This is a genomic window from Variovorax sp. DAIF25, assembly GCF_050711835.1.
In the GTDB taxonomy this organism is placed as follows: domain Bacteria; phylum Pseudomonadota; class Gammaproteobacteria; order Burkholderiales; family Burkholderiaceae_C; genus Variovorax.
On the sequence record NZ_CP136636.1, the window covers coordinates 942,889 to 955,239 of the forward strand.

Here is a 12,351-nt window from a genome sequence, read left to right on the forward strand (position 1 = left end):
GTCCTTCCGTCTTCCTTCTGAGCTTTTCCTGGAGTGCCATCGATGAGCGTGTTGCCCGATTCGCTGGCCGGCTGGATCGTCGTGGCCGTGCTGCTGTTCTGGTTTGTCGGCGCTTACAACCGGCTGGTGCGCCTGCGGGCCGCGGTGCTGCAGGCCTATGCCACGCTGGACGCCGCGCTGACGCGCCAGCTCGACTTCGTGCAGACCAGCCTGAGCGCGCCGTCGGCCGCCGAGGAATCGACCGATCCCGCGGCGGGCGCCTCGTCGCTGCAGGCCGCGACCACGCAGATGGCCACCCTGCTCGGCGCGACCCGGCAGCGCCCGCTCGAGGCCGGCAGCATGTCGGCGCTCGCGACCGCGCTGCAGGTGCTGCTGACCGCCTGGCAGCGCCGGCATCCGGATGCGGTGACCTCCTTCCATCCCGACGGCACGCTGTCGCGTCCCGCGGGCCAGGCTTCGACGGCGAACGCGCTGGTGCCCGTGACGGTCACCGGCGCGATCGCGGCCGAGCCGATGGCCTGGCCCGAACCCTCGGCCGCCGCCGAGATCGCGCGCACCCAGTTCAACCTCGCGGTCGCCAGCTACAACGCGGCGCTCGCCCAGTTCCCGGCGCTGCTGGTGGCATGGGCCGTGCGTCTGAGGCCCGCGGCGCCGCTGCACTGAACTTCGGCCGCCGATTTCGTTCATGACATTGCCTGGGTGGCGGACATCCGGGCCCTTTAACATCGCCCGCATTGCCTGCTCTTCCTACTGACCCCTCGCACGGCGGCGCTTCGCCGCTGCAACCGCCGCTCTGGCGCCAACTGCAATTGACCGCAGGGGCGCTGGCGTCGATCCGCGCCGGCACCTCGGGCTCGGTCGCCTTCGAGGCCGTCGAACCGGCACTGCGCCCCGGCGTCCAGGCGCTGGGCTTCCAGGTGCTGCGCTGGCTGGGCCGCGCCGAAGCCCTGCGCCGCCACCTCGCCAAGCGCACGCCGCCGCCGCTGCCCGACGCGCTGCTGTGCACCGCGCTCGCGCTGGCCTGGGACGCGAGGCAGTCGCCCTACGAGCCCTTCACGCTGGTCGACCAGACCGTGGAGGCCGCCAAGCGCAACCCGGCCACGCGTGCGCAGGCCAGCTTCATCAATGCCTGCCTGCGGCGCTTCCTGCGCGAGCGCGACGAACTCGTGGCCGCGACCGATGCCGAACCGGTGGCGCACTGGAACCATCCGCGCTGGTGGATCGAGAAGCTCAAGCGCGACCATCCGCGCGACTGGCAGCGCGTGCTGCAGGCCGACAACGCCCAGGCGCCGATGACCTTGCGCGTGAATGTCCGCAAGACGGCCGCCGGCCCTTACCGCAACGAACTTGCGGCACTCGACATGCCGGCCACGCCGGTCGCGGCCAGCGGGCTGCAGCTCGCGCGCGCGCGGCCGGTGCAGCAGTTGCCCGGTTTCGCCGACGGCGCCTGCTCGGTGCAGGACGCCGCGGCCCAGCTCGCGGCGCCGCTGCTGCTCGACGGACTCGCGGCGCCGTCCGGCCGGCGGCTGCGCGTGCTCGATGCCTGCGCCGCGCCCGGCGGCAAGACCGCCCACCTGCTCGAACTCGCGGGCCCCGATGCGCTCGAACTGACCGCGCTCGAGGTCGACGCCGTGCGCAGCCGCCGCATCGACGAGACCCTGGCCCGCCTGGACCTGCAGGCCAAGGTGGTGGTGGCCGACGCCGGACGGCCCGCCGACTGGTGGGACGGCCAGCCTTTCGACGCCATCCTGCTCGATGCCCCGTGCACCGCCTCGGGCATCGTGCGCCGCCATCCGGACGTGCGCTGGCTGCGCCGCGAGAGCGATACCGCCCAGCTCGCCCTGCAGCAGGCCGCGCTGCTGGCGGCGCTCTGGCCCCTGGTCCGGCCCGGCGGACGGCTGCTTTACTGCACCTGTTCGGTGTTTCGGGAAGAGGGTTCGCAACAGATCGATGCGTTTCTTGCACACAACACCGACGCCCGATTGCGGCCATCGCCGGGGCATTTGCTGCCTCAAAGCGGGGCGAATGCCCGTGCCGTCCAGGACAATCCCCTGGGTGACCACGACGGCTTTTTCTACGCCCTGCTTGAAAAGCACCCGGGTTGAACCGCGCAAGCCCCGGTGGCTGGTGCTGCTGGCGCTGGTGGTCGTGCTGCTCGTCACGGTGCTGGCGCCGCCCGTGCTGGCCCAGACGCGCAATGCCGCCGCCGTCACCCAGATGCGGCTCGAGCAATCCGACGATGCCGTCTACCTCAATGCCGCCGTGCAGTTCGAGCTGCCCGCGCTGGTCGAGGACGTGCTCGACAAGGGCATCGCGATCTACTTCGTGGCCGAGGCCGAGATGTTCCAGGAGCGCTGGTACTGGACCGACCGCAAGGTCGCGCAGGCCACGCGCCACATGCGGCTGGCCTACCAGCCGCTGACCCGCCGCTGGCGGCTCAACATCTCGCCGCTGCCGCTGTCGGGCTCGGCCAGCTTCAGCCTGTCGCTGAACCAGAACTTCGACAGCCTCGCCGATGCGCTCGAGGCCGTGCGGCGCGTGGGCCGGCTGCGCATGGGCGATCCGGCCGAGATCGGCGACGACCCGCTGCACCAGGTCACCTTCCGCTTCCGGCTCGACACCTCGCAGCTGCCGCGGCCGTTCCAGATCGGCGTGGCCGGCCAGGCCGACTGGAACATCTCCGCCGAGCGCAGCGCGCGCCTGGCGGTGGAGAAGCAGCGGTGAGTTCCAAGCCGCGCAGCGGTGCCGCGGCCACGCCCGCCGCGCGCCGCTCGCGCGCGATGCGCTGGGCCGTGGGTGTCGGCGCCGCGCTGGTCACCGCCATCGGCCTGGTGCTGATGTTCCTGCTGGCCCAGGCCACCAACAACCGCGAGCTCTACGAGCGCTACTACGTGCGCCTGTTCGGCATCAACGTCGTGGTGGCGGTGGTGCTGGTGCTGGTGATCGGCTGGGTCGCGTTCCGGCTGCTGCGCCGGTTGCGGCAGGGCAAGTTCGGCAGCCGGCTGCTGATCAAGCTCGCCGCCATCTTCGCGCTGGTGGGCGTGGTGCCGGGCGCGCTGGTCTACGTCGTGTCCTACCAGTTCGTCGAGCGCTCGATCGAGAGCTGGTTCGACGTCAAGGTCGAGGGCGCGCTGAACTCGGGCCTGAACCTCGGGCGCGCCACGCTCGATGCGCTGTCCGACGACCTCGCGGCCAAGACGCGCGCGGCCGGCGGCCAGCTCGCGCAGGTCTCCGATGCCAGCGCGGGCCTCGCGCTCGAACGCATCCGCGACCAGCTCGAGGCGACCGACGTGGTGCTGTGGACCAACGCGGGCCAGCTCATCGCCACCGCGGGCGCGTCGCGCTTCCAGCTCAATCCCGAGCGGCCCACGCCGCAGCAGCTGCGCCAGGTGCGCGCCGACCGCGCGATCGCCCACATCGAGGGACTCGACGAGCCGCCGCCGGGCATCCTGCTGCCGCCGGCCACCGTGCGTGCGCTCGCGATGGTGCAGCGCCCGGGCTTCGACCTCGATGCCGCACCGCGCTTCCTGCAGGTCACGCGGCCGCTGCCGCCCAACGTGGTGGCCAACGCGCTCGCGGTCGACAAGGCCAACCGCGAATACCAGGAGCGCGCGCTCGGGCGCGTGGGCCTGCGCCGCATGTACATCGGCACGCTCACGCTGAGCCTGTTCCTCGCCGTGTTCGGTGCCGTGCTGCTCGCGGTGCTGTTCGGCAACCAGCTCGCGCGGCCGCTGCTGGTGCTGGCCGACGGCGTGCGCCAGGTGGCCGCCGGCGACCTGCGGCCCACGGCCGTGTCGCAGGGCAAGGACGAGCTCGGCGGCCTCACGCGCTCGTTCGCCGTCATGACGCAGCAACTGGCCGAGGCGCGCACCGCGGTCGAGAAGACCATGGGCCAGCTCGATGCCGCGCGCGCCAACCTGCAGACCATCCTCGACAACCTGACCTCGGGCGTGATCGTGCTCGATGCCGGCGGCACCGTGCTGTCGACCAACCCCGGCGCCACGCGCGTGCTGCGCGCGCCGCTCGCGGCCTACGAAGGCCAGCTGCTCACCGAGGTGCCCGGCCTGGCCGACTTCGGCGCCGCCGTGCAGCAGCAGTTCGAGGACTTCCTCGTCGAGCGCATGCAGCATGGCCTCGACCACTGGCAGCATGCCTTCGAGCTGCACGCCACCGGCACCGACCTGCCGCAGCAGGAGGGCGCCATCAACATCGTGGCGCGCGGTGCCGAGTTGCCGGGCGCCGCGCGGCTGCTGGTGTTCGACGACATCTCCGAGATCGTCTCGGCGCAGCGCGCGCAGGCCTGGGGCGAGGTCGCGCGGCGTCTCGCGCACGAGATCAAGAACCCGCTCACGCCGATCCAGCTCTCGGCCGAACGGCTCGAGATGAAGCTCTCGGGCAAGGTCGCCGCGCCCGAGCAGGCGGTGCTGGTCAAGTCGGTGAAGACCATCGTCGACCAGGTCGATGCGATGAAGCGGCTGGTCAACGAATTCCGCGACTACGCGCGCCTGCCGGCCGCCGACCTCAAGCCCGTCGACCTCAATGCGCTGCTGGTCGACGTGCTCCATCTCTACAACGTCGAGACCATGCCGATCGCGCTGCGCTTCGAGCCCGACGAGCGCTGCCGACCGATCCGCGGCGACGCGCAGCAGTTGCGCCAGGTCATCCACAACCTGCTGCAGAACGCGCAGGATGCCGCCGAGGCCGCGGCCGGTGCCACCGGACGGCGCGGCGAGGTCGTCATCCGCACGCGGCTCGGCGATTCGGGACAGCGCGTGCGGCTCACCGTGCAGGACAGCGGACCGGGCTTCGCCGAGAACATTCTCAAGCGCGCGTTCGAGCCCTACGTCACGACGAAAACAAAAGGTACAGGTTTGGGGCTCGCGGTCGTCAAGAAGATCGCCGACGAGCACGGCGCGCGCATCGAGCTGTCCAACCGCGTCGTCGACGGGGCTATAGCCGGGGCGCAAGTCTCGCTATCATTCGCGCTGGCAGGCGAGCCGCAGGCAGCGGCCGCTCACACCGAAGATTCGAAGTAAGTCTTCCGCCGCGCGGCGCGACCGAAAGAGGCCGTCGCACCAACACACCAGCGCACACAACAAGCAGCACTCATGGCAAACATTCTCGTGGTCGATGACGAGCTGGGCATCAGGGACCTGCTCTTCGAAATTCTCAATGACGAAGGCCACAACGTCGAACTCGCGGAGAACGCGGCCGAGGCACGTGCCGCGCGTCAGCGTGCGCGTCCCGATCTCGTGCTGCTCGACATCTGGATGCCCGACACCGATGGCGTGACCTTGCTCAAGGAGTGGTCCACCGCGGGCCTGCTCACGATGCCCGTGATCATGATGAGCGGCCATGCCACCATCGACACCGCCGTCGATGCCACGCGCATCGGTGCCTTCGCGTTTCTCGAAAAGCCCATCACCCTGCAGAAGCTGCTGAAGGCCGTCGAGCAGGGACTCGCGCGCGAGAGCGCACGCCGCGCCGCGGCCGGTGTCGTGCCCACGCCCACCGGCCATGGCCAGCCGAGCGCCATCACCACCACCGGCGACAGCCTGCTGATGGCGTCGCTCGCATCGGTGCCCGTGCCCGACCAGGGCCCGCAGTCCACGCAGAGCTTCGATCTCGATCGTCCGCTGCGCGATGCGCGCGACGGTTTCGAGAAGGCCTACTTCGAGTTCCACCTCGCGATGGAGAACGGTTCGATGACCCGCGTGGCCGAAAAGACCGGCCTCGAGCGCACCCATCTGTACCGAAAGCTCAAACAACTTGGTGTGGATCTTTCGCGAGGCCGCAGAAGCGCTGTATAATCGCAGGCTCCACACCGCAGCACGGTGGTTGAACAGGCCTCAAAGCCGGTTCTCCCGGTGATTCGGTGAGGTGCCATCCCAGGCCCGGTAGCTCAGTTGGTAGAGCAGCGGATTGAAAATCCGCGTGTCGGTGGTTCGATTCCGCCCCAGGCCACCAAATTGCAAGGCGCTGCAACTTTTCGAGTTGCAGCGCCTTTTGCTTTGGGCGTCGGTTCGAGTGCGCCAGCGGGAGCGGGCCCGCTCAGCGATAGGCCACGAGCAGCAGCAGAATCAGCGTGATCCCCGCGGCGAGCATGCCCGCCTTGAGCAGCCTGCCGCCCAGCCCCTGGTGCGGCAGAAACTGCCGATCCGCGAGCGAGCGCAGGTCGAGGGCATCGGGATCGAAGCGCGCGAGGCCGACGCGGCGCCGGGCCTCGGCCTCGAGCAGATGGGCCGTGCCCCTGGCGTGCAGCTCGCCCTCGAGCGCGCGTTTGCGCCAGACGCGTGCCTGCTCCTCGAGTTCGCGGTCTGACAGTCCCTCTACGTTTCGCATGCCTGGATTTTGCCTACGGAATTCGGTTGGCGTTGTCGCGCGCGCATTGACGTCTGACAAGGGCGGTGGAACGCGGACCGAAAAAAAGCCCGCACGAGGCGGGCCGAATGGTCCGTACTCGCATGGGACCAGGGAGGAAGCCCACCCGAGGGAGGAGGAGAGGTGGGCGGATGGATTCTGGCGATCGATCTGGGAGACATCTTGTCGATGCGGGGCCGGTCGAACTTTCATGGGCGTGACCGATACTGCCGCGCCGCCCCATGAACCCGCAGCAGCAATCCGATCCAGGCCCTTCCGCCGATGAAGGCCCTTCCGCCGATGAAGGCCACGACACCGCCCGCGCACGCGGCTCGGTGCTCGAGGTCTTTCTCGCCTTCCTCCAGCTCGGCCTGACTTCCTTCGGCGGCCCGGTGGCGCATCTCGGCTACTTCCGCGCGGCCTTCGTCGAGCGCCGCGGCTGGCTCGACGACAGGAGCTACTCGGACCTGGTGGCGCTGTGCCAGTTCCTGCCCGGGCCCGCGAGCAGCCAGGTGGGCATCGCGCTCGGGCTGGGGCGCGCGGGCTGGGGTGGGGCGATCGCGGCGTGGATCGGGTTCACGCTGCCTTCGGCCGTGGCGCTCGTGCTGTTCGCGGCCGGCGTCACGCAGTGGTCCGCGCTCTCGCAGTCGGGCGCCGTGCATGGGCTGAAGGTGGTCGCGGTGGCCGTGGTCGCGCAGGCGGTCTGGGGCATGGCCAGGACCTTGTGTCCCGATCGCTTGCGCGCGGGTGTCGCGATCGTCGCGGCGCTGCTGGTGCTCGCGGTGCCTTCGGCATGGGGGCAGATCGCGGCCATCGTCGCGGGTGGCGTGGTGGGTCGATGGGCGCTACAGCTGGTCCCTCTGCCCGCGGCTCGGCATCGCGACTACGGCGTGGGCAAGACGACCGGCGCCGTGCTGCTCGGGCTGTTCGTCGTGCTGCTCGTGGCGCTGCCCTTCGTGGCCGCCGCATGGCACTCGCCAGGGCTTGCCGTCGTTGCCGACTTCTACCGGGCCGGTGCTCTGGTGTTCGGCGGCGGGCACGTCGTGCTCCCTCTGCTGCAGGCCGGGGTGGTGCCGAGCGGGCTGGTGTCGAACGATGTCTTTCTCGCGGGCTACGGCGCCGCGCAGGCGGTGCCGGGGCCCTTGTTCACCTTCGCCGCATTCCTGGGCGCCGTCATGCCCGGCCCCTTCGGTGGCTGGCTCGGTGGACTGGCCTTGCTGCTCGCGATCTTTTTGCCCGCGTTCCTGCTGGTGGCGGGTGCGCTGCCGTTCTGGGAGACGCTGCGCCAGCGCGAGGGCGTGCAGCGCGCGATGGCCGGCGTCAACGCGGCCGTGGTCGGCGTGCTGGTGGCGGCGCTCTACGACCCGGTGTGGACCAGCGCCATCCACACGCGCGCCGATTTCGGATTGGCGCTCGCGGCCTTCGGGCTGCTGGTCTGGGCGCGCATGTCGCCGGTGCTGGTGGTCGCGCTGGCGGCTGTCGCCGGCGGGTTGATGGCGCTCTGAATCAGGCGCCGAGCAGCGCGAGCGTCGCTTCGTCGCGCTCCCCGCCGTAGTAGCGCGCGAGCACCTCGCCGAAGACCGGCTCGTCGCGCGCGACGACCTCGAACAGCGTCATGCACGAACACAGCTTCAGATCGTCGGGCGAGCCGAAGATCTGGTGCGCGCTCTTGCCCTGCACGTCGAGCACGAGCTGCGTGCACTGCCGCAGTCGCTGCGAGAGCACCGGATGCGCCCAATAGGCCGCAGCTTCAGCTACGCCCTCGAGCCCGAAGAAGCGCGCCGTCGAGCTGCGTCCCAGCGCCGCGAGCTGCGGAAACACGAACCAGATCCAGTGGCTGCGCTTGCGCCCCGCGGCGAGTTCGGCGCAGACCTCGGCGTACACCGGGTCCTGCGCGCTCACGAAGCGTTCGAGGTCCCAGGGGGTCGATGCCATCTCGAGATCCTTGGTGGATGCGGCGCGTGCATGCCCGCATCAGACGCAAGCCCGGCGCGCGCGTCAAGCCCGCGCGCCGGATGCCCCGCTCAGGACTTGATGAACGCGAGCAGGTCCGCGTTGAAGCGATCCTTGTGCGTGTCGGTCAGGCCGTGCGGCGCGCCGGGATAGACGATCAGCTTGTTGTTCTTCACGAGCTTGGCCGAGGCCAGGCCGGCGGCGCCGATCGGCACGATCTGGTCGTCGTCGCCGTGCACGATCAGCGTGGGCACGTCGAACTTCTTCAGGTCCTCGGTGAAGTCGGTTTCCGAGAAGGCCTTGATCGAGTCGTAGGTGTTCTTGTGGCCCCCTTGCATGCCCTGCGCCCACCACGAATCGATCAGGCCCTGCGAGGGCTTGGCACCGGGCCGGTTGAAGCCGAAGAAGGGACCCGAGGGCACGTCCTTGTAGAACTGCGAGCGGTTCGCAAGCTGCGCCGCGCGCAGGCCGTCGAACACCTCGATCGGCAGGCCGCCGGGGTTGGCGGCCGTCTTGAGCATCAGCGGCGGCACGGCCGAGATCAGCGCGGCCTTGGCCACGCGCTTCGTGCCATGGCGGCCGATGTAGCGCGCGACTTCGCCGCCACCGGTCGAGAAGCCGACCAGCACCACGTTCTTCAGGTCCAGCGTCTCGATGACGGTGGCGAGGTCGTCGGCGTAGGTGTCCATGTCGTTGCCGTTCCACGGCTGGCTCGAGCGGCCATGGCCGCGGCGGTCGTGCGCGACGGCGCGGAAGCCCTGCGAGGCGAGGAACAGCATCTGCGATTCCCAGCTGTCGGAATTCAGCGGCCAGCCATGGCTGAAGACCACGGGCTGCCCGCTGCCCCAGTCCTTGAAGTAGAGCTGCGTGCCGTCCTTGGTGACGATGGTGTTGCCCGAACTGCGCTGGCCCTTGGCCGCGCGCGCGGGCGCGGCCTCGGCGTTGCGCGAGAGGCCCGCGCCGACGAGGGCGCCGGTCGCGAGCGTGGCGGCACTGCCGGTCAGCAGGCTGCGGCGCGTGGTGGAAGAAGAGGTGGTCTGGTTCGAGGACATGGTGATTTCCTTTGGCTGGAGGGGAGGGAACGGTGGACGGGAGAACTAGCGTATGAATGAATATCGCATGCGATATAAATGCCTTGAAAAAAGGCAGCCGGCAAGGACTGCCTCGCGAGGGAGCGGAGTGGTCATGCGTTCCTGTCGAGGCTGGCGCGCAGCGTCTGCAGTTGTTCGCGCAGGCCGTCGATCTCGTCGCCCGACAGCTCCATCGCCTGCGCGACGCAGGCCGGGATGGCCTTGGCCTTGGTGCGCAGCGCGCGCCCCTCGGCCGTGAGCGACACGATGACCTGGCGCTCGTCGAGTGCCGAGCGTGCCCGCACGATGAGGCCGCGGGCCTCGAGCCGCTTGAGCAGGGGCGTGAGCGTGGTGGTCTCGAGCGAGAGGCGTGTGCAGATCTCGGACACGTTGAGGCCGTCGCGCTCCCACAGCACCAGCATCACGAGGTACTGCAGGTAGGTGAGGTCGAGATCGCGCAGCAGGCCGCGGTAGACCTTGTTGAGGCTCAACATGGTCGAGTAGACGGAGAAGCACAGCTGCTCGTCCAGCGTGAGCCGGTCGGCGCTGGAGGCGACAGGCTGGGCGGAGGCGGCTTTCTTGGCTGGCATGGGCCGGATATTAGATCGCATGCGATTCAATTGCAAGCGCTTTATTTGGCGGGTGCGATGCGGTCCACGAACAGGCACGCCCGCCTGCGACGGCGCCGCGCGCCTTTCTCCTACGGCATCGCGCCATTCGGCCGCTATCTTGAAGCTTCGCGGCGCAGGCCTTCGGCCTCCTTCGAGCCAGGCGGATCCTCGATCCGCCCGCCGGCGCCATTCCCCGATCCCAGCCTTTGCATCCATCATGAAGACTTCTCGCACCCTCTGGCCCCTGGGCCTCGCCGCCGCGCTCGCGCTCGGCGCCTGTTCCACCGGCACGCCCAAGGTCTCGGCCGTCGACAACCAGGCCGAGCCCACCGTGCTGCTCGTGCCGCTGCGCGTCGAGGACCCGGCGCACGGCTCCGGCTGCTGGGCCCAGTTCTATTCGAAGCGCGACTTCCAGGGCGACGTCGTGACGCTGGTCGGCCCCGCCACCCTGCAGAGCCTCGACAAGGGCACGGCGCGGCAGCTGCAGCGCGACATCGACAGCGTGACCGTGGGCCCGCGCGCCACGCTCGAGGTCTACCAGCACGCGATGTTCCGCGACCGCACCGTGAGCTTCCCGGCCAACAGCCGCGAAGGCGGGCTGATCAGCCGGCTCGGCTTCGGCGGGCGCATCGAGGCGATGAAGCTCAACTGCAAGTAATCGCCGCGCGGCCCCCAAAAAAAGAGCCCGGCATGCCGGGCTCTTTCTCGTTCATGACGCCGCGATCAACGCGCCGCGCGCTCCGCGTTGCGCAGGTCGCGGATCTGGTCATGGTTGCGCTGCGCTCCGCGTGCCTGCGCCGCGACGATCTCGCGCACGCCGGCCGGCAGCATCTGCTTGAGCGCCTTGCGGTAGCGCGCCACGGCCGTGTCCTCGCCGCGCTCGCATTCCTCGAGGATCGACAGCTTGCTGTTGGCGCCGACCGCGCCCTTCACATGCACCCAGCCGCGATGCATGGCGCCGCTGGCCGTGCCGCCCGCGGCCGGCTGGCCGCCATAGGACTCCACGACGCGCACCAACTGCGCCGCCGCGTCGGCGCATTCAACGGCGCGCGCCGCGAACACGCGCTTGAGCTGCGCGTCATCGATCTCCTCGGCGCAGACACGGAAGCCGTACTCGCCATCGCGGCTGGTCTCGAGCAGGTCGTTGATCACGTCGACCACGTCGTCGTTGGCCAGCGGCGGGCCGTCCACCGCGGGAATCGCGCTGTCCTCGTCGCTGTAGTAGAGACGATCGGCACGCTCCCAGGCGGCCTGCGACGCGGGCCGGGCGCGCGTCCAGTCGAGCGTCGAAGCACCGCGGCGCGCTTCCCATTCGCGCGCGAGCGAGGGCTCGACGGACGCGAACTCGTCATGGCCCGCGGCGCGTCCGCTCCAGCCCAGTTCGTAGGCCGGTGCGTAGTCGTCGTAGCTGCGGCCGGCTTCGTAGTAGGGCTCGCGTTCATAGGCCGAGGCCCAGTGCGCGCGTTCCACGCTCGGGTTCACGCGTTCCGCGACGGCCTTGCCGCCCATGCCGCCGAGCACGGCGCCCGCGATCAGGCCGGCCGCCGCGCCCGCGGGGCCGCCGACTGCGCCGACCGCCGCGCCCGCGAGCGCGCCGCCCGTGGCGCCGACGCCGGTGCCCACCGGGTGCGAGCCGGGCTCGCCGGTGATCGGGTCGCGGTGCAGGTTGGTGTTGGTGTCGAGCAGATGCTTTTCCTTGGCCATGTCTGACTCCTTTCGGTGAGTGAGGTCGGTGGATGAAGTAGGGAAAGAAACTTCATCCTGGGACCGCACCGGCCGCGCATCGTCGGTGCGCCGCCTGCATCGCTGTAGGCGATGGCGCGCGCCGCTCAGGCGCGGCCGGTCGCGCGCGCCGTGGCCGCGGGCTGCGCCACCGGCGAGCCCATCGACGCGCTCTCGCAGAAGCTCAGGAACTCGTTGATCTCTTCGGACTTGTCGAACACCGCGTCGGCGCCGAGCTGCAGGCACTGCGCGCGGTTCGCGCGCGTGGCCGCGTTGGTCAGCGCGATCACCGTGCGGCCGTTCTTCATCGGCGCGAGCCACGACAGCACGCCCAGGCCGGTGCCCTGCTGCAGGAACAGGTCCACCACCGCGAGCCGCCAGGCATCGTCGTGCGCCTGCAGCCACGAGATCGCCTCGGTCTCGCTGTTCGCCGAACCCACCACCTCGGCACCGAGGAAGCCGCCGAGCACCACGCGCAGGCTGTCCTGCACCAGCGGCTCGTCCTCCACCATGAAGATGGAGAGCGGGCCTCGGGGCGAGCGCGCGAGGCGGGACGTGGCGGATGCGGTGGGCATGGCAGGGGCGTGGAGCGGTGTGCTGGCACTGTGCGGCCGCGCCGCCGCCCAACGAGGCGC

The 12,351-nt window shown here is 70.1% G+C and carries 13 protein-coding genes and 1 tRNA gene; 8 read left to right on the plus strand and 6 right to left on the minus strand.

All coding sequences use genetic code 11. The features are described from left to right. The first annotated feature begins 42 nt into the window (after nucleotides 1-42). From R0232_RS04295 to R0232_RS04320, 6 genes are all read left to right on the plus strand, one after another. The gene (locus tag R0232_RS04295; protein ID WP_208513362.1) at nucleotides 43-663 is read left to right on the plus strand and encodes a lema family protein; all 621 of its coding nucleotides are present in this window, start codon (nucleotides 43-45) and stop codon (nucleotides 661-663) included. 116 nt (nucleotides 664-779) lie between these two features. Continuing rightward, nucleotides 780-2,105 carry a 16S rRNA (cytosine(967)-C(5))-methyltransferase RsmB gene (gene rsmB / locus R0232_RS04300; protein WP_431512858.1) on the plus strand — a complete coding sequence of 442 codons (1,326 nt, stop codon included), beginning with the start codon at nucleotides 780-782 and terminating at the stop codon, nucleotides 2,103-2,105. After that, on the plus strand, nucleotides 2,086-2,724 hold the full coding sequence (locus R0232_RS04305) for a DUF4390 domain-containing protein (RefSeq protein ID WP_093353741.1): 639 nt from the start codon (nucleotides 2,086-2,088) through the stop codon (nucleotides 2,722-2,724). Before rsmB ends, R0232_RS04305 begins: the two co-directional genes overlap by 20 nt. Further along, entirely contained in the window at nucleotides 2,721-5,036 is a 2,316-nt protein-coding gene (locus R0232_RS04310) for a sensor histidine kinase (protein ID WP_093353743.1), read from the plus strand. Before R0232_RS04305 ends, R0232_RS04310 begins: the two co-directional genes overlap by 4 nt. Before the next feature lie 72 nt (nucleotides 5,037-5,108). Further along, nucleotides 5,109-5,810 carry a response regulator gene (locus R0232_RS04315; protein ID WP_057596622.1) on the plus strand — a complete coding sequence of 234 codons (702 nt, stop codon included), beginning with the start codon at nucleotides 5,109-5,111 and terminating at the stop codon, nucleotides 5,808-5,810. An 81-nt stretch (nucleotides 5,811-5,891) separates the two neighbouring features. Continuing rightward, a tRNA-Phe gene (locus R0232_RS04320) sits at nucleotides 5,892-5,967 on the plus strand. A gap of 84 nt (nucleotides 5,968-6,051) precedes the next feature. On the opposite strand, the gene R0232_RS04325 is transcribed toward R0232_RS04320, so the two are convergent. Further along, the gene (locus R0232_RS04325; protein WP_431511332.1) at nucleotides 6,052-6,342 is read right to left on the minus strand and encodes a hypothetical protein; all 291 of its coding nucleotides are present in this window, start codon (nucleotides 6,340-6,342) and stop codon (nucleotides 6,052-6,054) included. A 260-nt stretch (nucleotides 6,343-6,602) separates the two neighbouring features. On the opposite strand from R0232_RS04325, the gene chrA reads away from it, so the two are divergent. After that, nucleotides 6,603-7,865 (plus strand): chromate efflux transporter, encoded by a 1,263-nt coding sequence (gene chrA, locus R0232_RS04330; protein WP_431511333.1) that lies wholly within the window; start codon nucleotides 6,603-6,605, stop codon nucleotides 7,863-7,865. Between the two features lies 1 nt (nucleotide 7,866). Here chrA and R0232_RS04335 read toward each other — a convergent pair whose 3' ends face one another. The 3 genes from R0232_RS04335 to R0232_RS04345 all read right to left on the minus strand — a co-directional run bounded on the left by R0232_RS04335 (nucleotide 7,867) and on the right by R0232_RS04345 (nucleotide 9,973). Then, a complete protein-coding gene (locus tag R0232_RS04335; RefSeq protein WP_431511334.1) occupies nucleotides 7,867-8,295 on the minus strand; it encodes a DUF1810 domain-containing protein in 429 nt (142 codons plus the stop codon). A gap of 89 nt (nucleotides 8,296-8,384) precedes the next feature. Next, the gene (locus R0232_RS04340) at nucleotides 8,385-9,365 is read right to left on the minus strand and encodes an alpha/beta fold hydrolase (RefSeq protein ID WP_431511335.1); all 981 of its coding nucleotides are present in this window, start codon (nucleotides 9,363-9,365) and stop codon (nucleotides 8,385-8,387) included. A 131-nt stretch (nucleotides 9,366-9,496) separates the two neighbouring features. Continuing rightward, nucleotides 9,497-9,973, minus strand: coding sequence for a MarR family winged helix-turn-helix transcriptional regulator (locus R0232_RS04345; protein ID WP_431511336.1), 477 nt, complete (start codon nucleotides 9,971-9,973; stop codon nucleotides 9,497-9,499). 238 nt (nucleotides 9,974-10,211) lie between these two features. On the opposite strand from R0232_RS04345, the gene R0232_RS04350 reads away from it, so the two are divergent. After that, nucleotides 10,212-10,652 carry a hypothetical protein gene (locus R0232_RS04350; protein WP_057593223.1) on the plus strand — a complete coding sequence of 147 codons (441 nt, stop codon included), beginning with the start codon at nucleotides 10,212-10,214 and terminating at the stop codon, nucleotides 10,650-10,652. A gap of 65 nt (nucleotides 10,653-10,717) precedes the next feature. Here the strand turns inward: R0232_RS04350 and R0232_RS04355 are convergent, their stop codons facing one another. Then, nucleotides 10,718-11,698: a ferritin-like domain-containing protein gene (locus R0232_RS04355; RefSeq protein WP_431511337.1), complete on the minus strand. Its 981-nt coding sequence runs from the start codon at nucleotides 11,696-11,698 to the stop codon at nucleotides 10,718-10,720. Nucleotides 11,699-11,823: 125 nt separating this feature from the next. Further along, entirely contained in the window at nucleotides 11,824-12,291 is a 468-nt protein-coding gene (locus tag R0232_RS04360) for a response regulator (RefSeq protein ID WP_431511338.1), read from the minus strand. Nucleotides 12,292-12,351: the final 60 nt, after the last annotated feature.

Coding starts and splice junctions, on each gene's coding strand:
- R0232_RS04335 (WP_431511334.1), bottom strand. CDS start 8,295: ATGGCATCGACCCCCTGGGACCTCGAACGCTTCGTGAGCGCGCAGGAC.
- R0232_RS04360 (WP_431511338.1), bottom strand. CDS start 12,291: ATGCCCACCGCATCCGCCACGTCCCGCCTCGCGCGCTCGCCCCGAGGC.
- R0232_RS04340 (WP_431511335.1), bottom strand. CDS start 9,365: ATGTCCTCGAACCAGACCACCTCTTCTTCCACCACGCGCCGCAGCCTG.
- R0232_RS04315 (WP_057596622.1), top strand. CDS start 5,109: ATGGCAAACATTCTCGTGGTCGATGACGAGCTGGGCATCAGGGACCTG.
- R0232_RS04345 (WP_431511336.1), bottom strand. CDS start 9,973: ATGCCAGCCAAGAAAGCCGCCTCCGCCCAGCCTGTCGCCTCCAGCGCC.
- R0232_RS04325 (WP_431511332.1), bottom strand. CDS start 6,342: ATGCGAAACGTAGAGGGACTGTCAGACCGCGAACTCGAGGAGCAGGCA.
- chrA (WP_431511333.1), top strand. CDS start 6,603: ATGAACCCGCAGCAGCAATCCGATCCAGGCCCTTCCGCCGATGAAGGC.
- R0232_RS04355 (WP_431511337.1), bottom strand. CDS start 11,698: ATGGCCAAGGAAAAGCATCTGCTCGACACCAACACCAACCTGCACCGC.
- R0232_RS04295 (WP_208513362.1), top strand. CDS start 43: ATGAGCGTGTTGCCCGATTCGCTGGCCGGCTGGATCGTCGTGGCCGTG.
- R0232_RS04350 (WP_057593223.1), top strand. CDS start 10,212: ATGAAGACTTCTCGCACCCTCTGGCCCCTGGGCCTCGCCGCCGCGCTC.